Source organism: Sphingobacterium sp. NPDC055346 (genome assembly GCF_053645235.1).
This window is the reverse complement of the sequence record NZ_JBSHMI010000004.1, coordinates 288,672-313,879: the sequence shown is the minus strand read 5'-3', so window position 1 is coordinate 313,879 and position 25,208 is coordinate 288,672. Positions and strand designations below refer to the sequence as shown.

The 25,208-nt window shown below is 39.9% G+C and carries 29 protein-coding genes; 15 read left to right on the top strand and 14 right to left on the bottom strand.

Annotated features, from left to right (window positions below; genetic code table 11):
- The first annotated feature begins 277 nt into the window (after nt 1–277).
- The 5 genes from ACWICE_RS10390 (at nt 278) to ACWICE_RS10370 (ending at nt 3,213) form a co-directional block, all read left to right on the top strand.
- Nucleotides 278–490 carry a hypothetical protein gene (locus ACWICE_RS10390; RefSeq protein ID WP_185212536.1) on the top strand — a complete coding sequence of 71 codons (213 nt, stop codon included), beginning with the start codon at nt 278–280 and terminating at the stop codon, nt 488–490.
- Nucleotides 491–494: 4 nt separating this feature from the next.
- On the top strand, nt 495–683 hold the full coding sequence (locus tag ACWICE_RS10385; RefSeq protein ID WP_454298321.1) for a hypothetical protein: 189 nt from the start codon (nt 495–497) through the stop codon (nt 681–683).
- Between the two features lie 112 nt (nt 684–795).
- Complete coding sequence (locus tag ACWICE_RS10380; protein WP_454291956.1) at nt 796–1,839, top strand: SMP-30/gluconolactonase/LRE family protein; 1,044 nt, start codon at nt 796–798, stop codon at nt 1,837–1,839.
- Between the two features lie 51 nt (nt 1,840–1,890).
- A complete protein-coding gene (locus tag ACWICE_RS10375; protein ID WP_454298320.1) occupies nt 1,891–2,280 on the top strand; it encodes a DUF4440 domain-containing protein in 390 nt (129 codons plus the stop codon).
- A gap of 681 nt (nt 2,281–2,961) precedes the next feature.
- A complete protein-coding gene (locus ACWICE_RS10370; protein WP_185212532.1) occupies nt 2,962–3,213 on the top strand; it encodes a hypothetical protein in 252 nt (83 codons plus the stop codon).
- A 53-nt stretch (nt 3,214–3,266) separates the two neighbouring features.
- On the opposite strand, the gene ACWICE_RS10365 is transcribed toward ACWICE_RS10370, so the two are convergent.
- The 3 genes from ACWICE_RS10365 to ACWICE_RS10355 are packed head-to-tail and all read right to left on the bottom strand — an operon-like array spanning nt 3,267 to nt 5,814.
- Nucleotides 3,267–4,850 carry a glycosyltransferase family 39 protein gene (locus ACWICE_RS10365; protein ID WP_454298319.1) on the bottom strand — a complete coding sequence of 528 codons (1,584 nt, stop codon included), beginning with the start codon at nt 4,848–4,850 and terminating at the stop codon, nt 3,267–3,269.
- A complete protein-coding gene (locus ACWICE_RS10360) occupies nt 4,840–5,229 on the bottom strand; it encodes a GtrA family protein (RefSeq protein ID WP_185212530.1) in 390 nt (129 codons plus the stop codon). Before ACWICE_RS10360 ends, ACWICE_RS10365 begins: the two co-directional genes overlap by 11 nt.
- Before the next feature lie 3 nt (nt 5,230–5,232).
- Nucleotides 5,233–5,814 (bottom strand): phosphatase PAP2 family protein, encoded by a 582-nt coding sequence (locus ACWICE_RS10355; RefSeq protein WP_454291958.1) that lies wholly within the window; start codon nt 5,812–5,814, stop codon nt 5,233–5,235.
- A gap of 265 nt (nt 5,815–6,079) precedes the next feature.
- Between ACWICE_RS10355 and ACWICE_RS10350 the strand changes: the two genes are divergently transcribed.
- Together ACWICE_RS10350 and ACWICE_RS10345 are read left to right on the top strand one after the other, a co-directional pair.
- Nucleotides 6,080–7,153 (top strand): tetratricopeptide repeat protein, encoded by a 1,074-nt coding sequence (locus ACWICE_RS10350; RefSeq protein WP_454298318.1) that lies wholly within the window; start codon nt 6,080–6,082, stop codon nt 7,151–7,153.
- 38 nt (nt 7,154–7,191) lie between these two features.
- The gene (locus ACWICE_RS10345; RefSeq protein WP_454298317.1) at nt 7,192–7,725 is read left to right on the top strand and encodes a 5' nucleotidase, NT5C type; all 534 of its coding nucleotides are present in this window, start codon (nt 7,192–7,194) and stop codon (nt 7,723–7,725) included.
- A gap of 99 nt (nt 7,726–7,824) precedes the next feature.
- On the opposite strand, the gene ACWICE_RS10340 is transcribed toward ACWICE_RS10345, so the two are convergent.
- The 5 genes from ACWICE_RS10340 to ACWICE_RS10320 all read right to left on the bottom strand — a co-directional run bounded on the left by ACWICE_RS10340 (nt 7,825) and on the right by ACWICE_RS10320 (nt 10,780).
- Entirely contained in the window at nt 7,825–8,280 is a 456-nt protein-coding gene (locus tag ACWICE_RS10340) for an Hsp20/alpha crystallin family protein (RefSeq protein WP_454298316.1), read from the bottom strand.
- Between the two features lie 19 nt (nt 8,281–8,299).
- Entirely contained in the window at nt 8,300–8,602 is a 303-nt protein-coding gene (locus ACWICE_RS10335; protein WP_454298315.1) for a hypothetical protein, read from the bottom strand.
- A 108-nt stretch (nt 8,603–8,710) separates the two neighbouring features.
- The gene (locus ACWICE_RS10330) at nt 8,711–9,034 is read right to left on the bottom strand and encodes a hypothetical protein (protein ID WP_214656435.1); all 324 of its coding nucleotides are present in this window, start codon (nt 9,032–9,034) and stop codon (nt 8,711–8,713) included.
- A 25-nt stretch (nt 9,035–9,059) separates the two neighbouring features.
- On the bottom strand, nt 9,060–9,611 hold the full coding sequence (locus tag ACWICE_RS10325) for an RNA polymerase sigma factor (RefSeq protein ID WP_185216728.1): 552 nt from the start codon (nt 9,609–9,611) through the stop codon (nt 9,060–9,062).
- Between the two features lie 935 nt (nt 9,612–10,546).
- Complete coding sequence (locus tag ACWICE_RS10320; protein WP_185212522.1) at nt 10,547–10,780, bottom strand: hypothetical protein; 234 nt, start codon at nt 10,778–10,780, stop codon at nt 10,547–10,549.
- Between the two features lie 134 nt (nt 10,781–10,914).
- On the opposite strand from ACWICE_RS10320, the gene ACWICE_RS10315 reads away from it, so the two are divergent.
- Nucleotides 10,915–11,106, top strand: a complete 192-nt coding sequence (locus ACWICE_RS10315) for a CsbD family protein (protein WP_093097249.1) — start codon at nt 10,915–10,917, stop codon at nt 11,104–11,106.
- Nucleotides 11,107–11,310: 204 nt separating this feature from the next.
- On the top strand, nt 11,311–11,526 hold the full coding sequence (locus ACWICE_RS10310; protein ID WP_185212521.1) for a PLDc N-terminal domain-containing protein: 216 nt from the start codon (nt 11,311–11,313) through the stop codon (nt 11,524–11,526).
- On the opposite strand, the gene arsC is transcribed toward ACWICE_RS10310, so the two are convergent.
- Both arsC and ACWICE_RS10300 read right to left on the bottom strand, forming a co-directional pair.
- The gene (arsC, locus tag ACWICE_RS10305; protein ID WP_454298314.1) at nt 11,523–11,870 is read right to left on the bottom strand and encodes an arsenate reductase (glutaredoxin); all 348 of its coding nucleotides are present in this window, start codon (nt 11,868–11,870) and stop codon (nt 11,523–11,525) included. The genes ACWICE_RS10310 and arsC overlap by 4 nt on opposite strands.
- A gap of 129 nt (nt 11,871–11,999) precedes the next feature.
- On the bottom strand, nt 12,000–12,443 hold the full coding sequence (locus ACWICE_RS10300; RefSeq protein WP_454298313.1) for a hypothetical protein: 444 nt from the start codon (nt 12,441–12,443) through the stop codon (nt 12,000–12,002).
- A 40-nt stretch (nt 12,444–12,483) separates the two neighbouring features.
- Between ACWICE_RS10300 and ACWICE_RS10295 the strand changes: the two genes are divergently transcribed.
- The gene (locus ACWICE_RS10295) at nt 12,484–12,660 is read left to right on the top strand and encodes a hypothetical protein (protein WP_454298312.1); all 177 of its coding nucleotides are present in this window, start codon (nt 12,484–12,486) and stop codon (nt 12,658–12,660) included.
- Nucleotides 12,661–12,921: 261 nt separating this feature from the next.
- Here ACWICE_RS10295 and ACWICE_RS10290 read toward each other — a convergent pair whose 3' ends face one another.
- From ACWICE_RS10290 to ACWICE_RS10275, 4 genes are all read right to left on the bottom strand, one after another.
- Nucleotides 12,922–14,061, bottom strand: a complete 1,140-nt coding sequence (locus tag ACWICE_RS10290; protein WP_454298311.1) for a catalase family protein — start codon at nt 14,059–14,061, stop codon at nt 12,922–12,924.
- Nucleotides 14,062–14,100: 39 nt separating this feature from the next.
- Entirely contained in the window at nt 14,101–15,453 is a 1,353-nt protein-coding gene (locus ACWICE_RS10285) for a Dyp-type peroxidase (RefSeq protein WP_454298310.1), read from the bottom strand.
- A gap of 3 nt (nt 15,454–15,456) precedes the next feature.
- Nucleotides 15,457–16,008, bottom strand: coding sequence for a hypothetical protein (locus ACWICE_RS10280; protein ID WP_093097237.1), 552 nt, complete (start codon nt 16,006–16,008; stop codon nt 15,457–15,459).
- A 313-nt stretch (nt 16,009–16,321) separates the two neighbouring features.
- Nucleotides 16,322–17,413, bottom strand: a complete 1,092-nt coding sequence (locus ACWICE_RS10275; protein ID WP_454298309.1) for a LytTR family transcriptional regulator DNA-binding domain-containing protein — start codon at nt 17,411–17,413, stop codon at nt 16,322–16,324.
- A 214-nt stretch (nt 17,414–17,627) separates the two neighbouring features.
- Between ACWICE_RS10275 and ACWICE_RS10270 the strand changes: the two genes are divergently transcribed.
- From ACWICE_RS10270 to ACWICE_RS10250, 5 genes are all read left to right on the top strand, one after another.
- Complete coding sequence (locus tag ACWICE_RS10270; RefSeq protein WP_454298308.1) at nt 17,628–18,578, top strand: cytochrome P460 family protein; 951 nt, start codon at nt 17,628–17,630, stop codon at nt 18,576–18,578.
- Nucleotides 18,579–18,586: 8 nt separating this feature from the next.
- A complete protein-coding gene (locus ACWICE_RS10265) occupies nt 18,587–19,060 on the top strand; it encodes a hypothetical protein (protein WP_454298307.1) in 474 nt (157 codons plus the stop codon).
- Nucleotides 19,061–19,841: 781 nt separating this feature from the next.
- Nucleotides 19,842–20,180: a helix-turn-helix domain-containing protein gene (locus tag ACWICE_RS10260; RefSeq protein WP_454298306.1), complete on the top strand. Its 339-nt coding sequence runs from the start codon at nt 19,842–19,844 to the stop codon at nt 20,178–20,180.
- A 224-nt stretch (nt 20,181–20,404) separates the two neighbouring features.
- Entirely contained in the window at nt 20,405–20,800 is a 396-nt protein-coding gene (locus tag ACWICE_RS10255) for a VOC family protein (protein WP_454298305.1), read from the top strand.
- A 123-nt stretch (nt 20,801–20,923) separates the two neighbouring features.
- Nucleotides 20,924–25,204 carry an eCIS core domain-containing protein gene (locus ACWICE_RS10250; RefSeq protein ID WP_454298304.1) on the top strand — a complete coding sequence of 1,427 codons (4,281 nt, stop codon included), beginning with the start codon at nt 20,924–20,926 and terminating at the stop codon, nt 25,202–25,204.
- Nucleotides 25,205–25,208 lie beyond the last annotated feature (4 nt).

The window sequence follows — 25,208 nt, the reverse complement described above, 5'->3', positions numbered from 1 at the left end:
TTTATTAAGTAAACAGGTTAATAACGATTTAGTTGTAAAAATTATATTTGATGTCGAGTATAAATACCCTTTCTCAATATTTGTTCAACAAATTTCTACCTAGTGTTTTCATTATATAATAAATGAATTGTTTAATTATCCATTTTGCAAAGAACCAGGTTACTTTGATATTCTTTAGGGTAACCTGGTTTGTTTATTATCCAATAAACTTGTCGGACTTTGTATTTTATTTGCCAACGAATTCATCTGCAATATGTTCTATATTAAAAAAAGTGTTATGGCGACGAAAAATGAAAGTGCTACGGAAGGTTTAAATAATAAGGGAAGACCAGATAAAAAGAAAGATCTGACAGCCTTTATGAAGCGGAAAGAAAAACATCAAGATGGGGCAGGGGAAGCCGGTGTTGACCCACAGCAGGAACAACTTAATACTATGCCTAATCCTCATGAATTTCCCAAAGAACCTAAAAAAAAGAAAACTAAAAAATGATCACATGAAAAAGTTAATCCTATTGACACCCGTTGTCTTTACCTTATTGATGTTGGCATGTACGAATACAAAAAACATGGATAACCAAAATAAAATAGATCAACCCATTGGTACTGCAGATAGGCTAGATAGTGTGGATAGTGCTAGAATCGATAGTACCCTAACGGAACAGCCAATCAATCCTGTGGAGTAAAAAATATGTGATTGTTATTCAAAGAAAATTGATTTAAGCATCATCCATATATTAAGGTTAAAGTATTCCGATAAAAAATCATATTTTTAAGAATACTTTTAAACCTCTTGCAATGCATAAAATCTTTTTAACAACATTTTTGCTATCCCTTATTTTAGCCTCCTGTACAAATGCCGCTAAAGACCAATCTAAAAAGGATGTTCAATCTGATACCAGCAGTATTTCTAAAGATTTTCCCAAAATTGGAAAGATCGAAGTTCTAGATCCCGCTATGTTGAATATTGTGGACAGTACTGCTCAAGTAGAGAAATTAGCTGATGGGATGACATGGGCTGAAGGTCCAGTTTGGGTGAAGGATGGCAACTACCTATTGTATTCGGACACCAGGCAGAATATAATTTACCAATGGTCGGAGTCTGCAGGGCTTCAGGAATTCATTAAACCCGCAGGTTTTGAAGGGCCAGAAGTCTATTCCGAAGAACAGGGGACCAATGGTCTGTTGATAAACCAACAGGGTCAATTGGTAGCATGTGATCACGGTAATCGTCGAATTGCTCAAATTGACCTGAAAACTAAGAAAAAAGAAACATTGGTTGGAAACTGGGAAGGTAAAAAGTTCAATTCACCAAATGATATTGCTCAACATCCTAATGGGGATTATTATTTTACTGATCCACCTTATGGATTACCAGGTCGTGAAAATGACACCGAAACAAAGGAAATCAAAGAAAATGGTGTTTATAAAGCTAACCAAAAAGGAGAGGCAGTTCAGGTTGTTTCCAATTTAGCAAGACCTAATGGTATTGCTATTTCCGCAGATGCAAAACAGGTTTTTGTAGCATTGAGCGATGGAAATAATCCTTATATCATGGCATATGATATAAAAGCAGATGGCTTATTGTCTGAAGGTTGGATATTCTTTGATTTCAAAAAGAATTTTCCAGAAGAATCCCTTGCGGCAGATGGTATCAAGGTCGATGCAAATGGAAATATGTATGCAGCTGCCGGTGATGGAGTTGTGGTCATTAATTCTACTGGAAAACCTATAGGAAGAATTCGCTCTACCGTGCATACTGCTAACTGTGCCTTTGGAGCTGATGGCTATCTTTATCTGACATCAACGGATCAGTTATTGAGAATTAAACTAAAGATCTAAAACAATGATGGGTGGCAACTGTCTTTATAGTGAACAAAAAACATTTTAGCTATGGAAGATCAAATCCTCGATTTAGAAAAGAAGTACTGGCAGGGAATGGCCAGTCTAGATTATGATACTGTCCGAGACCTTACCTACTTTCCATGTACCGTAGTCAGTAAGTATGGCGTAAAATACTTAGATGAACCGACCTATAAGAAAAACTTTGATATGGGGAAAGGTATGAAAATGGAAATTAAGGGAATCTCCGAAGCTATCGTGCAAATGTTCAGTAAGAGTTTTGCAACCATTGGTTATTTAATCGATGTTGAATTTGAAAGCCAAGGGCAATTTCGCAAAGCCAAATGTGCATGTAGCTCCGCTTGGATCCAAGAAAACGGAAAATGGAAATGTTCCCTGCATTCTGAAGCAGATTATTCCCCAGCTGAACAGAAAAAATAAGAGAAATAACAGCTCATTAAAATAGAAAAAGGACTTGAATCAGTCCTTTTTCTATTTTTTATTTTCTCAACAATACAAACTTAATCATGTTTAAACAACTAATAAATAACTTGTTGCATTTGCTTCGTTGAAATCTTTTTAATTATTAGAGAATAACAATAAAAATATTACGGAATACCGTAATGTTAAATAGTATTTTTGAGATATATTTGCCTTAACCAAATCGTCAAATTATTAACAATTAATTAGTGTCATGCTAAACAAATGCTTCTATTGCGGGTTTAGGGCTTTGAGTAAAAAGCACCTTAAAGAACGTAAGTGCCCAAAAAAACCGTTTTTCCTGAAAATATTTTTTAAAAACTGCACAACAGGATTATTTTAATCGCCATTTGAACATAAATGGCCTATTATTTTTGTGGTCTTGTTCTGGAAATATTGTCTCCGTATAATAATATTGCTTTTTACGGAAAACCGTAAAATTTTTATTGATTTAAACAATATATTCATAACCCACAATTACCGGATATCGTTTATTAATTATTGATTATTATGAAATATTTTTGCATTCATTGTGGATATTGGTCTTTTGTGAAAGAACATTTAAAAATGCGTGAATGTCCGAAAAAGCCATTCTTGCTCAAGCTAATTAATAAACATTGTTCAACTAGATTTATTTAATTCATGAATTGGAAGAAAATCCTTTTGGGAGAGATTCTGGTATTGGTTCTTTTGAAAGCGGGAATCCTGCTCAATAACCTTGCTGGAAATACTTGGTCCTTTATTATCGGAATAGGTTTCCTATTGATCTGTATAACCCTGTTCTCCTATGCACGTTTCAAAAAGCTGGAACAGCCAGATCTTGTTACTGCATTATTATTGACCATTATCTATATCCCGATGACCCTGATCAATTCTTGGCGGTATATCTTTTAAACAATTATATCTTTATATTTTAAACCTAAGGTTGTCATTTATGGCAACCTTTTTTATTCTTTGTATGACATAGGATGTCGATTTCCAATGGTTTCTTTGGCTGAGAAGAGTTGGTATATATACCAATACCTCACGGCTTGATGACTTCGTTCCTGCACCAAAACCTTTCTCAATTTTATTTCTTTGAATAGATTGGAATATTGATTTTCAACGGAAATATAATTATTGGAGGGAACAATAAAGTAGGCATTTTCACCCTTTTGTATAGGCGGAATCGACAGGTTTATCCAGGCATATTTATGGATGTCCGTCAGTTTTCCTTCAGCTATCATGCGCATTTCCATTGGCCTTGCCAAATAGAAGTATAAGTGGCCAGCGGGGAACCATTTATCTACCAATAGTGCATCATGGATGGACATTTCACCTTTGTTGATATCTTCTGTCCTTAACGCTTCAAATTGGCCCTTTAAATCCTTCCAGCCCATCATGTCAAGCGTAATATCTCCCTTGCCCAATTGATCGTTTGTCGAATTTGAAAAAAGGTTGCCGGGATAGAAATTGATCAGGAGAACCCCAATGGCAATGATAATAAGGGTAAAACTAAGCTGAAAATTTAATAATTTCCTGATTTTCGAAATCCTGTTAAGTATGATCTGTTGGTCGATCCACATGCTGCTTATTAGCATAATCCCAAAGAAACCTGGACCACTCCAATGTGGCAGGGCTTGTCTGAACAGGGAAATTGCCGTAGTTGCGCCAATTATCGGTAGGGAGGTCAGTAACAAGAGGTAAACTATATCTTTTGACAGCCCTTTTATCTTAAACTTATCCTTGAATAAGGAAATAAGGACAAAAACATACATATAGACCAATAGGGGATTATTATAGAAGATCTGTCCAAAAATCGCTTGGGCAAAATAGTCCCATCGGATTCCCGAATCTAAGTAACTGATGCGCTGACTATGGAACTTCCAGGTGATAAAACCATATTCTTCATTCCAAAGCCAAATGGGAAGCACACAGATCATAAAGAGACCCATCCCTAGGTAGAACGATCTATTTTTGAGAAATGGTCTTTGGAAAAGGAGGATATAGGAAATAAAACCTATACCTAAAAAAATGGAATGCACCTTACTCATGCAGGCTAATCCTATCCATAGACCCAGTAGCAGAAATTGATTGCTTTGCTTATGTCGGTCTGTTGTGGTCAAAATCACTACCATACTATATATAGCAGCGATCCAAAAAGTATTTGCTATGGAGTCTGGTAGGATAAATAGGCCGGAAATGATACTGGAATAAATGGATGCCGTGTACAGGACGGCCGCAATCAATCCTGCTCTTTCGCTCATCAGATGTCTCGCTATTCCTGCGATTAACCAAGTGTTGAAAGCCGCCATGATGATTGCTCCAAAACGCATGGAAAAATCATTGACCCAATGAAGGTTAAGCGTAAAAAAACGGATCAATATACCAACCATAGGTGGATGGTCAAAGTGGTTCCAATCTAAGTGTTCCGCATAACTGTAGTAATAGACTTCGTCATTGCCCAGTTCGATAAAAAGGGCAAACAGGCATCGCAAGATGCTGCTAACAATGATTAGCCACCTCAGTTTAATCCTGTATTCATTTTCCATTGTTGAACGTAAAGAGTAGGTTGGCAGAAAAATTCCAGATGAAAACTATCCCAATAGCGAGGAGCTTACTGAAATAGAAGTTTAACTTTAACTTTTGGTGAAAAAGATATAGAAATGTACTGTTGAGTGCCAATCCAATGCTGCTGATCCCTAGGAAATAAAGGAATTGTTCTAAAACCTGCGGGTTTTTGCTGGAAAAGGTCCATATCCTGTTCAAGATATAATTATTGACCACGGCTAATGAAAAACCGATGGCATTGGCGATGAACTTATTTATCTTTAGTTTTTCCTTGCAGAGCCAGGTGAAAAAGAAATCGATGGCCATTCCCAAAAGACCTACCGCCGCAAATTTGGCAGCACTCAGCGCTATCTTTAGCATAGATTATACTTTAAAGTTATTAGGTATGGAAAGGCTGAAGCCATTTTCACCATAATAGGAAACCAACAAACCATATAAACAGGAGAAGCTAATTCCCAATAAAGAACCAAACCATACGTCATCAAGGTAGTGCTGACCTAGGTAAACCCGTGAATAACCCGTCAAGCAAGCTAGCAGGAATGCAATAATGGCCAAATTTCTATTTTTAGAATATAGGGCAATACATGTGGCCAAGGCAAATGCCGAGGTAGTATGGCCAGATGGAAATGCGTTGTGGTAGGACATGGGCATCCAGGCCAAGGAATGAAAGGAGGGGTCATCATGAAGATTGAAACCCGGTCTATGGGTATGGAAGGTTCTTTTTAAGAGTGAACAGATCAATCCAGAGCCTATATAGGTTGCTGCAATTGCTACGCCCAGCCTTTTGGACCATAAAAAGAAACAAAGTAAGGCTAAGGCAATCACAAAGATTCCATCGCCAAACTGTGTGATGACCGTGAAAAAATAATCGAAAAATAAAGAATGTTTGGAATTGATAAATAAAAATGACTCTTGTTTCGGAATTGAAAATACAATGCAACTCAAAAAAAAGTACCAGGTTAAAAAACAATTATAAAAATACCTGTTTTCATGGTAGAGTTTTAGGATACGTTTCATGAGGTTAATTTGCTTTGATCTTTAAAACATAAAATTATGGTTGAAATATTAAGAAAATGTTATCACAAATACTTAACTTCATTAAGTTTCTATTAATAAATAACCGCTGTTTAATGACAGTTCAGTTTAGGGGCTGAACCATTTCGAATTCTTGGGAAATATCTTTACTTTCAACTACTCTTAATCAATTATTATGAACTGCAAATTTTTTGGAGGCATTCCAAACATGTTCCTTAGCAGGTCCTTTCTGCTTCTCTTTCTATTTTGCTTGTTTTTCCAACCGATCAATGCCCAAGAGAATCGACTGATCGGGCGTTGGGTCCTTGATTTTGTCACCGATGCCAATAAGATGATTTCCGATATACATTCGCCCTTGTTTTCCAATGAAACCATTTATGAAATATCAAAAGATGAGTTAAAAATCAACGATCAACCATTTAAGGCCAGATATGATGATCTCAAAAATATTGATATGGTCCACCGATCCCTTTTTTATTCTTTTGACTCAGATTACCTTGTGATACAAGAGCGTGGCGACCCTGATCATATCTTTTATTTTTTGAAAGACTCCATATTCATAAAAACATATCCTGAATTTCAGGCAAAATATGCAGAAAGAAACGGAGAGAAATTATTGATTGAAGATACCTTTAACAAGGTGAGGTTTACCAGCAATATGGATTTTGCAAGCAGTTTGGCATTTTATTCCTCGGAACTAAAAAAGAAGTCAAGATCCGAATTCTTTTGTGAAATTGAATTTGTACTGGATACGAATAATGTAATCAGGGATGTCGTATTTCTAAATCCAGTTGACTTAAAACTGGAAACCGAACTCAGGAAAGCACTGAATAAGATCAGTGGTTTTTTCTTTAACGATTTTAAAGAGAATGTTCTTGTCGTTCAAAGGATCCATTATTCGACTTTCGATAAAAAAGATGTCGGAAAGGAGATCAAGGATGCAATTTCATCGTTCCAACTAGGGGATGACTTATACCAAGAAGGAAAATATGAAGAGGCCTTACCTCATTTAGAAAAAGCGATACAGGTTCCGGTCAATCGAAAACAATTTTTTTACTATAATGATTGCCTTCGAACCTTGGGGATCTGTTATCTGATGCTAAACAGGAACGAGGATGCCTGTAAAGTTTTTAATGATTGGGGAGACAGCTCAAATTTTAATGTCCGTAATTATTTAAGGTTCTTTTGTAATAATAAGGTAATTCTCGAACCTCCTGATAAAGAAAGATTGATCGAAAATATCAATTAGATGATTTTTCGGTATCAAATAATTTCATATCTTCCAATATGTCAACACGTAAAACTATTGCCATCGATATGGATGGGGTCTTGGCCAATAACATGGCGCATTATTTAGCTTATCATTTCCAGGAAACAGGAATCCGGATCACTGAAGCCGAGATCCAAGGAAAACCAGAAGCCGAATGCTTTGAGGACCCTGCTGCAGTCTACCGATATTTGGAGAAACCTGATTTCTTTAGGACCCTTCCCCTGAATCCTGATGCCCAAGAAGTGGTCAAGCGTCTGAACGATAATTTTGATGTGTATATCGTTTCGGCAGCAATGGAATTCCCTTGGAGCTTGGTCGAAAAATTTGATTGGTTACAAGAGAATTTCCCATTTATTACTTGGCATCAAGTGGTATTTTGTGGCAATAAGGGCATCATCAAAGCAGACTATATGATCGATGACCATATCTATAATCTACGTTCTTTCTCGGGTACTGGCCTGATATTTAATTGCTATCACAATATCCATGAAACTGGTTTTGAAAGATTGAATGGATGGAAAGATGTGGAGCGATACTTCTTTGGATCATAATCCTTTCTTCAGCGATTTCACAAGGATAATTTTTTATACAAAGGAAAGAGCAACCTCATCAGGTTGCTCTTTCTATGGTTCTATGTTTTCTCAAGTCTACTAGGAGACCTGAACTTCCTGTGCCGGTTTTATTTTGGAAGGATCTTTCTGAAGGATTACCGTTAAGATACCGTCCTCAAAACTGGCATGTACATTCCCTAACAAAATCTCATCCTGCAATTGGAAAGCTCTTTCAAACTCACCTAATTGCTGTTCTTGGTAGATATATTTTAATCCTGGCTCTAATTCTGCAGCTTTACAGGTGATTGTCAGGACCTGGTCGGATATATTTACCTGAAATTGTTCCTTCTTCCTGCCTGCCGCATATACCTGAACCTGGTATAATTCTTCATTTTCTGCAATATTCACTGGGATGTTTGCTTTTTGGCTTCTGTTGAAGGGATTTCCTTCATTGAAAAAGTGATTTTGAAAACGGTCAAATTTTCTCTTAAAATTGCTTCGGCAAAAATTTTGCTGAGCTTCTGCGTCTTGGTTATATGTTTCTCTTCTGAACATTTTTATCATTTTTTATTAATTAGTAAATAGGGACAATGCTGGGTTTGCTCGCTCTGTTCACATATTGAACAGGAACTATAGCCTGTGGATTTGCAGTAAGGTAAGGACCGTTTATCGTGCCCTCAAATGCTGCCCTGTAGGCAGGATAGTCTGCATGCTTTCTACGTCTGCTGATTTTGGAATAAACCAAGGTTCCGAAGGAAAACAAGATGGTTGTAACCAACAGTACTTTAAAGATTGTTCCGATCAGCAATGTTGCAATACCTGCTATGGCTGTTACTACAAGTAATCTTGGGATTATTAATTGAAATTTATTTTTCATGTTTTTCTTATTTTGTTCTATTTAAAGGCCTTTGATGTAGTAGACGCAGGAACCCATCCTTTTACCTTAAATTATTTTGAAAAAAATTCAATTTCCCCCTAGGCAAGCCTAAAATCCACATTTTGAATCAAAGCGTCGCTTCCATTCTTCCCGCAATCTTTCCTTTTCTTCCTCACTTAAGTCGGAACGATCTAGTTCTCTTTGTCGCATTTTACGGCCAAAGCCAGAACCTGGCTTTCCAAAGCCTCTACCAAATAAGAGCTTAGAAAGGATAAACAATCCGAGTGCCTGCCAGTAATCAATGGTTTTCAGACCGAATATCTCGGGCATCAGCTTGTTCCATAGAAATTGAAGCAAGGCAATGAGCAGGAAGAAGAAGATAACAATGGCTATTCCTATAAAGATCTTTTTCCCTTTTCTTTTAGTATTCATTGAGCTATTCATCGCTAATTTTTTTTTAAGATTTTAATTCATTATAGAGACCCCGTAACCTTAATCTAAGATGTTTAACCGCATAGCTTTTGCGGCTGATGATGGTCTTGAGGTTTTCATTTTCAAGATTTGCAATTTCCTGTAGGGTCATCTCTTCGATTTCATTAAGGATATACACTTTGCGCTGTTTTTCGGGTAGTTCTTCCAGAGCCTTCATCAGCTCGTCCCAGAAGATATCCTTGAACATCTTGAGTTCGGGATTGTCCGTTTCATCGGCAACCAAGAGATGTGCAATAGGGAAGGAGTCCTCATCGGCAGCTTCGGTAAGCTCGTCGAGCGATTCATCCTTCTTTTTTCGATAACTATCTGTGATTTTATTTCGGGTAACGGAATATAACCATGCCCCAGCATTGCCCAAATCTTCAATATTGGTAACCCTCGAGAATTGATACCAAACCTCCTGCAGGATATCTTCCGCATCGGCAGTCTTTTTCACCCGCGCCTTGACAAAGCGCAGCAACTGGCCGCCATATTCCTTGACAACCTCCGAAAAAGTTTTGGCGTTTTTTTCCGACATACGTTCTAGCTGTGCCTCGTCCATAAAGACAAAGACGAATCAAAAGAGTTTTTACTTTAAATTATCTAAAAAAAATTGAAATTCATCATTGAAGGGCTTTTTTCATAAGGTACTTTCCTAGGCCTCGGGTCCCTCCGTTTTGCCATCCTGAGAATAAAATAATTGGACTAAAATTATCGGAAGGTGATGATACCATGTTGGAAATGAAAATAAATTAGCTCTTTTATTTTTTAAATATATAACCCCATAGGGGTTACATTATTTTAGAAAACATGGCAAGTTAGCCTGGAAGTAGCGAAAAACTATTGCTAAAATAATTCTGCCCTTCTAGGGCAGTATATCGTGGAAAAAGCTCTCCTTTTCCGGGTCATCCTGAGGAAAGAAGGGGCTCGGGACTAAACAATCATAAATATATTGGCGTACAGTTCCTTAACCTTCGGTTAAGGATGACAAGCGGTTTGTGAGGAGAACAGTACAGATTCCTCACTGATCGTTCAGAATCAACATGCGCCGAAGAGTGATTCAGAGTGCAGCGAGGAATCTATTTTAAATAAATAATGGATAATCCGGGACCCAGTGGAAAACCTTATCAGGTGGGTAGTGTAGCTGTAAGAAATTGTCTTGGTCCATCCTCTCATCCATTCCATCCTAATTCAAACCACCCTTACATCCACAAAACCACCCTCCCCATCCATTCCATCCAAATAAAATGAACTATTTTCTTTCCAGACTGTTCACCCAATGAATACAACCGATAAATAAGTTCGCAAAGGCATTATGAAGAAATAGTATGGACAGCTTACCTTAAGGCAGAAATAGGTAAAATGTCTAAATAATTGACAGCTCCAAATTAATTTTGGGGCTGTTTCTTTAAATAAAAAATGCAGGCAAAATGCCTGCATTCCGTGGGAAAACTAATTAAAATTTCTTTTTGCTTATACGAAGACTCCGAAACTTTTTTGGACCAACTGGGCCAATTTATCTACTGAAATACTAGGTCCAGGATCTTCGGTGCTTGTCCATTCCCGTGTCGCTGGGTTATAGGACAGGATATAATTGATGTTATCGTCCTCAACCACATTGAATGAATGGGTCTTAGGGTCATAAGTCACGCTGAATTGAATCTCACGGCCTTCATGATGATATGCAAAAGTTCTGTTTAAATCCATGTAATTAAAACAAAGAATCAATCATTTGGTTTTTGCAATCTTCTCCTTGAATTCAAAAAAAATAAAACTATTTAGGTTTAGCATTGTTCCTATTATACACACATATTTATTAATTCACTTAAAATAAAAAGCAAATGGATTCATTAGATTTAAAAGGAAGATGGAATATTTTAAAAGGAAAAGTAAAACAGCAATATGCAGATCTAACGGATGACGATTTATTGTATGTTGAAGGAAAAGAAGACGAACTATATGGTAAACTTCAGAAAAAAACGGGTAAAACTCGTGAAGAAGTTCAAACATGGTTAAGAGATTTGGATAAATAATATCCAAAACTCCTATAAAGGAAAATGCCCAGCCATACCGGTTGGGCATTTTTCATTCTATCCTAATTGTATGTACTTATGCAAAGGAGTTAATGTGATGTTGTTCTATACAAAAGTAAGGCTATTCTTACTTTCCATAAATACCAGTTTTTAGGTAATTATTGCACAATTTTTTGTTAATTTTAACTAAATAAAATCCTGATTATGAATTTACTGTTTATCAATATTGGCTCTATCGAGATTGTTTTTTTGTTAATAGGAGCATTGCCGTTTTTTTTTACCCTATTTCATATTATCTACAATAAATCCCTAAACGTCAATCAAAAATATCTGTGGACTTTCATTATATTAATTGGTAGTTTACTTGGTATCCTTATTTATTGGTTATGGGGAAGGAAAAATGAAGCTATTGGAACTTAGGTTTTCAAGAGCTCAATGATCTTTTCAATTGGTCTACCGATTGCAGCTTTTCCATCCTTAACTACAATCGGTCTTTCTATGAGGACTGGGTTTGCAAGCATAATATCTATCCATTCCTCATCCGATAGGTTTTTATCTTTATAGTTCTTCTTGAATATAACCTCATTCTTACGGATCAAATCCAACGGCTTCATTTTCAGCATTGATAAGATTTCCTTTAATTCAGCTTTTGATGGAACCTGTTTAAGGTATTCCTGAATTTTGATTTCCTCCTGTCCCTCCTGTAAAAGATTTAAAGTAGCCCTACTTTTACTGCACATGTTGTTATGGTATATCTTGATCATAATCTAAATTTTTTGAAAGCATTTATCATTCAACTCTTCAAAGTTAATCCATAGGATCTGAAATGCAGGTATGTATGTATAATTCTCTTCGTTACTTTTGAGGCGCAAAAGTAACCAAAACGCTTCGGCTCATTTAAGATGGCTTTTCGCACCATCCACTTCACATGAAAAGAATGCCTTGATGTCGGGAATATCTTCCTTCAAAATTCTCCCTTTTGATGGAGAATTTTTTGAAAGCATTCCAAGGCCAATCCCATCGCACAGGGCAACGGCATTCTTTCCATTTTTCCGCCATTGGAAATGAGCCGGGAGGCTAAAGGGCTTCCTCAGGAAGGTGAATGTTTGTATTGAGAAACCCCCAGCGGGGGTGAAATCTTTATAGAAGCTTGATTTGTTCTTCGGCCAACCCACAGAGTGGGTGAAATGTTTTTCTATACCTTTCTGTGTCACCCTGAGGGCAGCACCGAAGGGTATCGGAACTATCCATACTACACTTGAAAAGGTTTTCTCATCTGACGATTTCGAAATGACACACTCCTCTAAATAAAATAAAAAATAGATTCTTCGTTTCACTCTGAATCCCTCTTTAGCGCAATTTTATTCTGAACGATCTGTGAGGAATCTGTACGGTTCTCCTCAGAAACTGCTTGTCATCCTTAACCGAAGGTTAAGGACCTGTACGCCAATACAACATGGATATGTATACATTGTTCCGAGATCCTTCCTTCGTCAGGACGACAGCAGGGGTACGAAGGTAAAGGGCATGTACGCCAATACCATCCGTAATTGATTAGGCCTGTAAAATTCCGAGATCCTTCCTTCGTCAGGACGACAGCAGGGGGACGAAGGTAAAGGACCTGTACGCCAATGCCAGCCGTAATTGATTAGGCCTGTAAAATCCCGAGATCCTTCCTTCCTCAGGACGACAGCAGGGGGCGAAGGTAAAGGGCCTGTACGCCAATGATATCCATAATCGATTAGTTCCTTCGTCAGGTTGACAATCACGTCCAAAAAAAACCGCGATAAAATCAATTTACCGCGATCTTAAAATCTACAAATTATAAAAGCTTGGGTCAAAAGCCTCTTTTAGGTTTTTAGGTTCCACTTTTTTCTTATGATTAAGGGCATGACGACTTGTTGATGAAGTGACATAGGCCTGTTGTCTGGTCCGTTGTAGATTGCCTATTGGGCTATTTTCCTCAATGGTCCTGAAAGGGGTAAAGGATAGATTTTCCATGATTTCAAAGTTGCCATCTGCGGGAACTTCCTGTTGAAAAATGCTGATCTTGGCTACCGTTTGAAAGGGCGAAAGCTCTTGATCCCATTCAACTGTCAGATCATTGATCGGCAGTTTGTCCAGATCATTGCAGAGCTGCACCTGCAGTTCAAAGGTCATATCGTTTTTAGCGATCTCCTCAATAATTGCAGAACGATAGGGCCAATCTTCGGATTCTATGTTCACATCTTTCTGTTGAACCCGCTGTTTGGTCTCCTCGGATGGTTTTACCCTGACCTTAGCCATGTAATCTCCATGCCTTACTGCGCCCATACTATAGAATTCGTATAGAAAGCTATTGATGGCAGGGATCTTTTCAAAGGTTTTTAAGGCATTCAATTCCTTGAGCGCTTCCCAATTTGGAAAAGCCTTTTTATTTTCTGTGGCCCATAATGCGGCAAATTCCAGTTTACCTAAGGCGCCTTTTTCAAAGAAATCGGTCAGCTTAAGGAATAACTTAGAGATAAAGACATAATGTTCAGCCGTATTGCAGAAGAATACCGGATTATTGATCAGGTTATAATCCATATTAGGGGAATCTACCTCGTTAGGTGCCAATTTTTTCCCTGGTATATCAAAGACCTTAATGGCCATACCCTGGGCATTGCCACTTAATTTATCGGGCAGGACCCTTGACGAGCCATTGGAAAATCGGATGACAGCTTCGTGCTTTCCAGGCTGTGCATATACGCCCTGCGCAAGCTCGGGCGGAAGATTTCCCAAGATTTCAAACTCTGCCTTTAGGGCGGCATAGCCATTGGCATGTGCATCTCGGGTATAATGGTTGATATTGCTCAGTTGCTTGGTTTCCTGGATGTAGTTTTGGATATCCTTATTGATGGTAGCCATATATTCTTCGAAATTCTCTGGGATTTCCTCTAACTCAGGGCTATATTTTATATACTCCTTGTTCATGTTCTATAGTTTAGCATTTTATGAATATTGTGTGATTATTTATGCCAGTTCACTGATCCATTTCAAGGCAGAAAGGCTTGGGATAAAACAATACGCTCCACCTTTTACGATGTTGTAGGTCTGGAGGTTGTGGTACCGTTTGACCATGGGATCAGCGGGGACAGTGAACAGTCCATCTTTTTGAACAGATATCAAAGGGTCGGTTTCGGTTCCCAGGTTTTGGGAATTCCCATCGTTTACCCATTGGGCTTGTAAGAATTCCATGGTACCCATTGCATTGGCACTGATGGCGAGGAAATACTGACCACGTTCCTTGCCATCATTCTTGGTAACCTCAGGAGGGACGATATCTCCAAAGGTGACGCTCTTTCGAATGATGCGGTGCAAGCGAACATCTTCCATCACAAAGTTTTTGGAATCCCGAGGATTCATCCTGCGGATATGCGAAGAGAAAGGGCATTTCTTGCCATATTCATCGTGCTTGAATGAAAAATCATTGTTCTTGTGCATATTCTCGCCCAGTTCTTTATCATCCGCATCGGGACTTAGGACCAAGGGAGCACCACTTCGCCAACGGCCTACTGTCTTTGCTGCCAATAGCTCGCCTTCCTCTGGACTATTGCTGTTCTCTTGGATAAACTTATTGAATTCAGCAACCTGGCTTTGGTATTTACGCACTGCCAGAAAAGAACCATTCTTTCCCAGAACTTCCGGTTGAGGAAAAGGAGCGATTACTCCAGCTTCACCCGGATAGCCTAAGATAAATTCCCCCGCCTTGATCGGACGGTCATAGCTGGCGGGTAATTCAATGCCACTGCCCTCAATTTCCGGATTGCTGATGCCATCCCTGAATCCAAAGACATTTTTGACCTCTTCCGTTGCACCAAAATCATGCTGAAACAAGACCTCAATGCCGGATTTCCCCTCCAGCTCTTTCCTGAACTGTTGCAATAATTCTTGCCATGCGTCTGCAGAATCGGCAATTACGGCGGCAGCGACATGGATTTCCTGCTTAAATGATTTTTCCCAATGCTTGGGGTCATTGACATCCACATCCTTTAAGAACTTGGCTCGAGCGGCCATGCCTTCCTTGAACGATTCCGGAAAGGAATCCAGGGAGTCTTTCGGTAATCCCAATGCTTCCAATCCTTTATAGGTAAAGGTTAAAAATACGGTAGCCCCTTCGTTTTTGTCCCAATCTTGGGCAGAATGCACCAAGGGTAGGACGGCCTTGATCATTTCCTTTCCCGCTTCGGGAGACTTGATTCGGAGGGCTGCCATCGTCCCATAATAGGGAATGGGTCGGCTACGTAAGATCATGGATTGGATATCCTCCAATTCAATTTCCACCTTGTTCGGATTAAAAATCCTTTTTAAAATCTCAAATGCCATAGCCTAACTTTTATTCGCTTCATCAATTACCTTGTTCAGTCCAGATACGATCTTGTCCTGCCTTCGGATATCGTTCACCGTTAGGTGTGGCACACCAACATACCAACCCGTTGCAGTAATCTGATGATCAATGATAAATTGTTTGACGCTTGGATCCTTGATGCCAGGCCAGCCTTCCACATTCCCAAAGATGATATCCATCAATTCCGGGATTTTGGTCGCAAAATCATCGATATATGCATCCCAATCGCCATCGTAGGCCGTACAGAACAGTATTTTGCTGTCATTGTCCAACAGGACAATCCGCAGGTCATGTAAGGTACCTACGCGTGTTGCTCCGCCAAGATTACCATCGGCAATCTCCATGATTTTCTTTAATCGCTCTCCACCACCAGGTTTTAAATCCGCAATAGCTGTCAGTTCAGACACACGCCCTGAACGAAGACCTTTTTTTCCTGCGGACTCAATCGAATGGTCATAACCATCATTGGCAGCTTCCTTGAAATTGGCAATAATCAGGTCTTTCTTTAGTTTCAAATCTTCTAACATACTCATCGTTTAATCATTTAAATTTTAAAACTCTGTTTCTTATCCTCTTCAAAAAAACAGGTCAATTAATTAAATGTTTTAGAAAATACTTAGGGGTATCATTAAAAATATTTGTTTAAACAATTAAAAAACAGGGGTATAAACGATATTTATATAGATTTTCGTAAAGCAGGACTAAAGTAAGGGAACCTTAAAGATTAAATTTATTTTCTGGCCATGAATTTTTTATTTCTTTCGGTTCATGCGATTGAGCAATTGCAATTATATTGGGATTTTTTAGCAATATTTATCCTATGGAATGGCAACTTAAGTCAAATCTCTAACGATCTAACCACCTTTTAAATTCAGAGACCTTGTTCTTGCTAATAAGGATTGGGGCTTCACTTTTTGCCGTGGTTTCAATTCGCAGTTGATTCCTCCCATACACCCAGATATTGGAGATCGCTCGGATATTAATGATAAACTGTCGGTTGGCTCTATAGAAGACCTCTTGGTCCAGCTCATTGACCAGCTCATCCAAACTTCCATTGACGCTATAGGTGTTTTGATCAAATGTCCTTGCTATTATAGCATTGTTGTTCAATTCAAAATAGGCGATATCATCGGTATCCAAGGCAATAACCTCATCCCTGATATAGGAGAGGATACGTTTTCGAGTCGGTTTTTTATCGGAAAATTCTTGAGCGATATTGTTCTTTACTGTTTCGAGTTGCTGGTTCATGATCTGTAGGGTATTCACTTGCATGTTGAGTTCTGCAATCTCAGCCTCTTTTTGCTTTTCGTAAGTCCTATAGATCAAGCGGATCAATAGGAAGGAAGAGAGGCTAATGAATAAAGTAAAAAGAATTCCACCCACAACAAATTTTAGGAATAGATCCTCTAACTGAGCCTGAACTGCAGCAATATTGGCATGGCTGGCCAGCATCCAATCTGTTCCCTGAACTGGGTAGACACTGACTATTTCGGAACTTCTTTGGCTATCCGAGGGGAATTCCCGGGTGCCGGAGCGTTCCTTTCCTTCCTTCAAGATCTGGCGAAACGAATTCCGTTGACCGGCTATATTGATGGAAGAATTTGAGGCGTCGATCTTTTGTCCGATCAAGGATGGATCGGGGTGGCATAGCTCAATGCCTTGGGTATTATACATGCAGACAAATTCACTCTGCACATCCGTGTTCAGGATGCTTTTCTGAAGGTTCGCAATCACCGTTTCCTTTGCAATCCCAGCATGGATCTGTTGTTCCAACAAAACGCCCAGTTCCCTGATTTCTCTTTTACCGGCACTTTCTATCTGTTGCAGCAAGGAAGTCTTAGCTTCTTGGTAGTAATAGCTCAATGAGGCCGCAGAAGCCAGAAAAGTCAGCAGAGTTAGGCCTATAAATGTCCATAAGTAATGTTTGGAGCTTTTCATTTTATTTGTTGAGACATTCAAATGTATAGCTTTTGTGAGGGAATCAAAAATTCCTGGACTTAAACCTGATTTAATACTTTCCTTCACGGAACTGGATCCCCTTCAAGGCCAAATATTCACTTTTAGCTTCCATTTTATCCCTTTCAAGCTCATTGAAGCGGCATTACTTCAGGTTTCAAGCTAATTTTGAGCCATGAACCATCAATCAGTTAAGATGAAAAGATCACTTTATGTCCCCTTGGTTTTATTTGCGGGAATCATTGTTCTGCAATTTTTGCCCTTTGTAAGAGCGGATTCGGTACAGTCGGATCCAGCAAAACCACTGTCCGGAGTTCCGGAGGAAATCAATGCTATTTTAGAAAAGTCTTGTTTTGATTGTCATTCCTCCCAAAGCAATCTCAGTTGGTATGATAAAATCGTACCCTTAGATTATTTTGTCAATGGCCATATCGCAAAGGGTAGGGCGGCAATGAATTTCTTAAAGTGGGATTCCTTAGAAATCCCGGCCAGGAACAATCTCCTCTATTACAGCTTGAATAAAATATTGGAGGGTGAAATGCCACTGAAATCTTATAGCTATATACATGGGGACAACAAACCCTCAGAGAATGATATCGCAATCCTAAAAAGGTATTTGACTGAGCGTACGCCTAGGAAAGCATTTGATCCCGCACTGGTTTTAGATAGCAACAAAAACCTCCATTCCCCAAAAGCGGTGGAAAAAATGATTGTTGCAGCGAATGCCAATGGAATCGAGTATATTCCTGAATATAAAGATTGGAAGCTGATCAGTTTTTCAGATCGTTTTGATAATGCTACGATGCGGCTCATCTATGCCAATGATATCGCCGTAAAGGCCATTAAGGAGAATCGGGTTAAACCTTGGCCTGATGGAGCCATTTTTGCAAAAGCAGCATGGAAATCAAGGAGCAATGCGGACGGAACGCTATCAACCGGGGAGTTCTTTCAGGTGGAATTTATGATCAAGGATGCCCAGAAATTTAAAAGCAGCTTGGGTTGGGGCTGGGCAAGATGGCGGGGAAAAGACCTGAAACCGTATGGTGGAAAAGCGATTTTAACGACGGAATGTACAAACTGCCATAAACCACTCCAAGAAAGCGATTATGTTTTTACTAGACCTTTTCTGCTTAAGAACCTTAATTAAATCCTACCATGAAAAATATCCTATACATCTTGATTTCCTTCTTTTCTGTCCTTCAAATTAGCTGTAAGGGCCATGCTGATCGTTTGCTGAACCGAGAAGCCTCCATAATAAGTCTTGGGAAACTGCCTGAAAACCCTTTGCTTTTGCATGCCTTAACCCTTTCAAATAATCCAAAGGACAGCTGTATGTCGGTAATTTATGCCAATGATTTAGCATGGCAGGAAATAAAAAATTCAAATCGACATAAATTTCCTGAAAAAGCTAGCATTTATCAAGTATCTTGGGCAGTAGAAAGTGACAAGGAATGGTTCGGCGCCCTAACGCCCAAAAGAATAGTACAGGTCGAACAGGTTGAATTCCTTAAAGATTTTAAGTATCAGTACCGCCAATATCGGGAGGAAGATTTAGATTCTAAATCAGAGTCTGGAAAGAAAAATAGGGCCGAAATAATACTTGAAAAACTGAAAAACTTAGAAAAATAATCCTTCGATAAAAAATTTCAATTTCCATCAGAATTTCTTGGTCTCATCCCAGTCTCATTCGAGACACATTCCGAATTTTCCGAATGTGTCTCGAATGAGAGTAAAACAAAGTCAAAATAAAATGTCTGATCAAAAACCAATTTTAAATGAAAAATTGCAACGCATCAAGGAAAATTCCATTTGTTAATTGAAGAATTCTTCCTTTTATCATTCCCTGGACCAATCAAGTATATATTCTGAAATTAATAGTCATTTCTAAATTGCCCATCAGAAGAAATTGCAGCAATAAAGTTTGAGCAGCTATTAATTGTTTAAAAAATTTAAAAAAGATATTTAAATAATATTGGAGAATTGGTCAGCATAACTTTGGGCCGTTTTGGCGCAATGGATATGAGCAAAAATCAGCATTCGTTTTGTTTTATTTACCGCTATTATAGATCTAGGTATCTGAAGGAATATTCCCTGATCCAATAGCTGCAGGGTATACTGGATTTTTTTTGGCAAGTCTCTCAAGCATCGCTTGGGCATTGCAGTCAATAATATCGATTGATACCTAGGTTCGAAGGGCCAAATGGTTGGAAATTAATATACTATCAGGTAGCAGCATGCAGAAAAGATAAAGTAATTGCTGCAATGATAGCTGAGTCCAATAAGTACTTAATACATTTATTTCAATTTCTTAACGTAAAAGCCACGCAATGTGTTTAATTAAAAATTAAATTTGGCCCATTAGGATAGAGTAGCGAGGGGTTAGTACATGATAGAAATCAAATCATAATATATGAACGAAAATCCATCCAGACCAAGATTCAATGAATTGCTGCGGGTGAGAAGGTTGTTGGAAAAAATGTATGAAACGTTAGTCGATCATACCGAGATTTCCCGAACAAACAGTGAATTTTTTAAAAGTACCCAACTTTTTAACTCCCAAACCAAAAACATTAAACTAATTCCTGATAACTCACTTATTGATGTTGATGATCTGATTAAACTGCTAAAAATAAGTAAATCAACCTATTATAGGATGAAAAATGACCATATTATTAAACCCATTAAAATCGGTGGAAGAGATTATTTTACAATTGAAGAAATCAATAGATTGCTGGGAAGAAAGAGATAGGAGATGAAAGGATAATTTTATTATTAAAAGTGGCCATTTTTTTATGGCCATTAATTTAACATACAATATTATTTTAAAATGAATTGAAATAATGCCAAATTCAATGATTCTTCAATGATTTGTAGGGGTATAAAAAGAATTTTCTTCAAAAAACAAATATCATCCACAGCTGTTTCCTCAAATAAATGCATTAAATTAGTTTAAGCTAACCAAAACACATCGCTATGAAACTCAACAATATCAGGTTAATGGTCAGGGACTTTGACAGTTGCTTTAGGTTTTACAAGGAGACTTTAGGTCTGGAATGTGCACATGGGGATGTGGGGGAGGTTTACGCCAGTTTTAACATTGGGATGCCTGGGGGCTTGGCGCTGTTTAAGTCGGAGTTGATGAATATGGCCTTGGGTATTTCGGCGATGGAGAACAGGCGTGGGTCGAATGATCAATTTGCCTTGATCTTGGAGGTTGATGATGTTGATGCATCTTTTGAGGACTTAAAGAAAAAGGGCATTGATTTTATTACGGTTCCGATGGATATGGATGACTGGGGGATTCGGGTTGCCCATTTCCGCGATCCAGAGAGTAACCTGATCGAAATCTATACCGAGCTAAAGGGTTAAATATTCTGAGCTATTCATTATAGGATGTTGGCAGTCACTTCTTTTATAAATTGACTACTGCTAGCTATTGCTATTTCTGCATTTCCTGCGGAAATTTAAGGGATATGTCTTAACGATTCCGATATGAAAGCTGCTGAAGCAAAGTCAGTGGCAAGTCCTGCCAAATCGAGCAGCTCCTTTTTCTCTAAAGGGGCTGAATCTTCATTTTTTTGCGATAGTGCTACCCATGCTGATTTCTTTCAGAGGAAGTCGGAGAATTCTTCTTTTTTTGTACAGCCGAAGTTGAATGTTTCTAAGCCGAATGACCGGTATGAGAAGGAGGCTGATGCCACAGCAGATCGGGTGGTTCAGAAGATGGAAGAGAAGGAAAATGCGGGAAAGGGGAAGGATGAGCTGAAACCTTCGATTACACCATTGGTTCAGAGAAAATGTGATCAATGCGCGCAGGAGGAAAAAGTACAGCGTAAGGAATCGGGGAGTGAAGAGGTTCAATTGAAGGAGGAAGACAAGGATAAAATCAAGCGGAAAGAGCAGGATCGGGAGGATAAAACGCTTCAGAAACAGGCGCATGCTAATGAGAGCCAGATGAGCGTAGTCCTGGAAGATGGGAAAAGGCGGGAGATGAAACTGCGGCCTCAAAATCGGCGAACCTTAAGGAACAGATCTAGACATCAGCTTCAAAATGAATCCGAGGTTAGAAGAGCGGTAAACTTGGAACGTAAGGCTGATGAAAGGGAAAGGGATAATACGGTGCAGCGAAAGGCTAACAGCCTGAATGCATTCAGGAATAAGGCTCAGACGTCAGTAGAGAATAACCTATCTGCTTCAAAAGGTGCAGGACGTCCATTGCCAGAGACAATATTAAGGCAGATGGAAAAATCCTTTGGGGTTGATTTTTCGCAGATCCGGATCCATGATAATAGCATGGCGGTTCAAATGAATAAGGATCTGCATGCGCAGGCCTTTACGCATGGAAATGATATTTATTTCAATACAGGAAAGTTTGATGTGAACAGTCATGCGGGCATGCATCTCTTGGCCCATGAACTGACCCATACCATACAGCAGGGCGGGGCAAGACCGAAGCAGGTGCAGCAAAAGTCTGCCCATACTGCTGGCCCTAATCCAGCGCATGCGACAGTAAATCCGAGTTTGAGCAGTACGGAGAAGAAAATTGCCAAACAGGATGAGGAGGATGGCTTTTTAATGGAGCAGGCCAAAGAGGCCCTTTGGTCCCTGCTGAGGGAGGCTTCGCCTGAGGTCTACGACATATTTAGGGTACAGGGTTTCAGCAATTGGGCGAAGGGGAAAGTAGCCGACTTTGTGAACAGCACCGTGAATACCTTTAGTGAACCGATTCGGTTGGGAGCTTCCATTATCAGTCTGATCAAGACCAATTTCCATCTTTTCAGGGCTTGGATGGTTACGGCCATTGAGCGCTTGAAACAGGGGGACTGTTCGCCATTTGTGGAAGCGACAGACTTTATCAACAATATATTGGAAGGGATTGCAGATCCCGTTCTCGATAGGATCAAGACCTTTTTGGCTCCAATCAAGCGATTTATCGACCATGTATGGAACGATATCGGGAAGCCGATCTGGGATTTTGTCTCCAGGATCTTCGGCAGGATCTGGGATGGTATCAAATGGGTAGCGGAAAGGATATGGAACCATATTCAGACCGTTATTTCGGTCTATGCGGATATATGGCATTGGTTTGCCAGAGCGATAGGTTTTGAAGGTGATGATCAGGATAGTCTATGGGAACAGGTAAAAAGGAAGGTCCTGAGTCTATGGGAAGAGGTGAAGCAAGCCTTGGAACCTTATAAAACCCAATTGATGATATTGGGTGGCATTATTCTGCTGTTATCTCCTGCGGGACCATTTATTGTTGCTGGAGCTATGATAACCGGCATTATATATGCGGCTTCAAGGATCAGGCATTATATCATACATCGGGATGCCATCATTCGAGAAAGAGGTTTTATCAATGGGGTATTGATTCCGAGCCTGTTTCAGGCGATCCAAAGTTTGAGTACTTTCTTGCGCGCTAAGATCGCAATGATCAGCGGTACTTTGCATACGGCAGTAATTTCCTTGCAAAGTATCCCGCAGGATGTTTCTGCCTTGATGCTTACGGCTATCAATATGGCGGTGAATTGGTTGACGGAAAAGTTTGTGGAGTTGGAAGCATGGGCGAATGTACAGGCTACCCAGCTGATCGTCAATCTGCAGCTTGCCTTTGCTCGGATCAGGATATTCTTACAACCGATCACGAGAATATTGGCAAAGATAGGCCGTGCGATGACCAATTATATTCAATTGGGATTCTTGATCTTGGATGACCTCTTCCATAGGATCCCGAAATGTATACGGGATAAAATAATTGCATTTTTTGTGAAATATATATTTAAGCATATTCCATTGCTCCGGGAGGTTCAGGATGTGGAAGGTGCTTGGACCGCCATGCGGACCCGGTGCATGCTCATACTGAACATGATGTTTGTCCATGGAGATGTAAAGGGAGCATTATGGGAGGTGTTTAATCTGTTGCTTGAGGTATTAAGGTTTCCAGCTGAGTTGGCAGTCAGAGTCTTCAATAAAGCCTTTGAAGTATTTGACAGTATCATCGAAAGGCCAAGGGTATTCTTTGTGAATATGCTGCAGACGGCCAAGCTGGGCTTTATCGGTTTCTTTGAGCGTAAGTGGACCCATCTAAGGGAAGGTTTTACGACCTGGCTGTTTGATGCCGTTCAAGGAAGTCCGATCTATATACCTAGGGCCTTTAATTTTACGGAGATCTTCAGGATGTTGGGCAGTCTGTTCAGTGTGGGAATGGAAAAGGTCTATCGGAGCATTGAGCGGAAAAGAGGGGCAGAATTGGCCGCAAGGGTAAGGCTGTGGATCGGTAGGATCGGTCGTGCCGCCGGACAGGCCTGGAGTTGGGTTGTTGCCCTGCATGAGCACAGCTTGGATGAGATCATTACGATGATCCGGGATCGTGGAGCTGAACTGCTGCAGACCTTGGTGGATTCGGTTATCGACTGGCTAGTGAGCAATATTATCACCCGGGTAAGTGCAAGGCTGGTCAGCATGTTGGATCCTACGGGTATCATGGCGGTAGTCAATTCGATAGTTACTTTTTATCGGGCAGTCGAAACAGCGATCGACAGGGCGAGGGAGATCTTGGAATTGGTAGAAGGCGTGCTGGATAATGTGGGGGAAGTAATGGCAGGTACCTTTATGAATGCCGCATTGCGTTTTGAAAACAATTTGCAGCGGGCAATACCGTTGTTCTTGGAGTTTTTGTCCAATCAGGTCAGCATGAGTCGGGTCGGAAGAAGGATTAGGGAAATGGCTACCCGAGCTGAGGAATGGATCGATGAGAAAATCGATTGGTTGGTAGACCGATTGTTGGCGGCCGGAGATTGGCTGGTCGACAGGGGTAGGGAAGCCATAGCAGCACTGGTTGGCTGGTGGACCGCGATGAAATCCTTCAGGGCCAGAGATGGTAGGGACCATGAGCTTTATTTTGATGGTGAAGAAGAGAATGCGACTTTGATGGTTGCCAGTAGAAGGGGGACCACATTTGAAAGTTTTATCCGTAATGTGCCTGTTGCCAATGATGATGACAAACGAAGGGCACAGCAAGCGGCCTTACCTATAGCCCAGGAAATAGACCGGGAAAAAATGAACTTTATTCCGCGCACATTGCCTCCGGAAGAAAGACGGGCTGCCTTTTTAGCTAAAAAGGCCAGGTTGGATAGTCTGTTGAATAACCTTTCTGAACATGTTGCTATTTTGATCTCTGAGGGCGATCTGCCGGATGGTAGCTATGAAAATCCGATTGCAATCCGCTGGACCAAACGCGGGCATGTGCTTGCGATAACCGATCTGATTCCGAAAGATTCTTTATGGCGAAGTAGAGGCATGGTCCCACCAGATCCAATAGAATCTGCGCCAGCAGATCGAAAGACCCGGGTAGAGCTTCCGCCGACCACGAGAAGGGGCTATAGTGGCAGGAATGAAATGCCAGGGGAAGGGACTGAGTTTATTATGATTGGGGTGGACAGTGAAAACTTTGTGCGGATAGGGGATAAATTGCAACGGAGTTCAACTTCAGGTTCGGGTGCCGAAAAGGATAGGTTCAGGAGGTTGATGACAGAGAATTATCACTTGACCTTATCGGGTTATGATTTTGACCATGTTAAGGACCTAGGCTTTGGCGGACGCGATCAGGTTGCCAACCTGTGGCCATTGCAGAATGACCTGAATCGGAATTGGGGTAATTTTGTCTATAGGCAAACGGTCTCTTATCGGGATGCTGAAGGTAGGCCACAGGTTAGTACACCGATGGATCTAAGGAATAAATGGTTTGTTGTCAATGAAATTGGGGATATATAAAAAA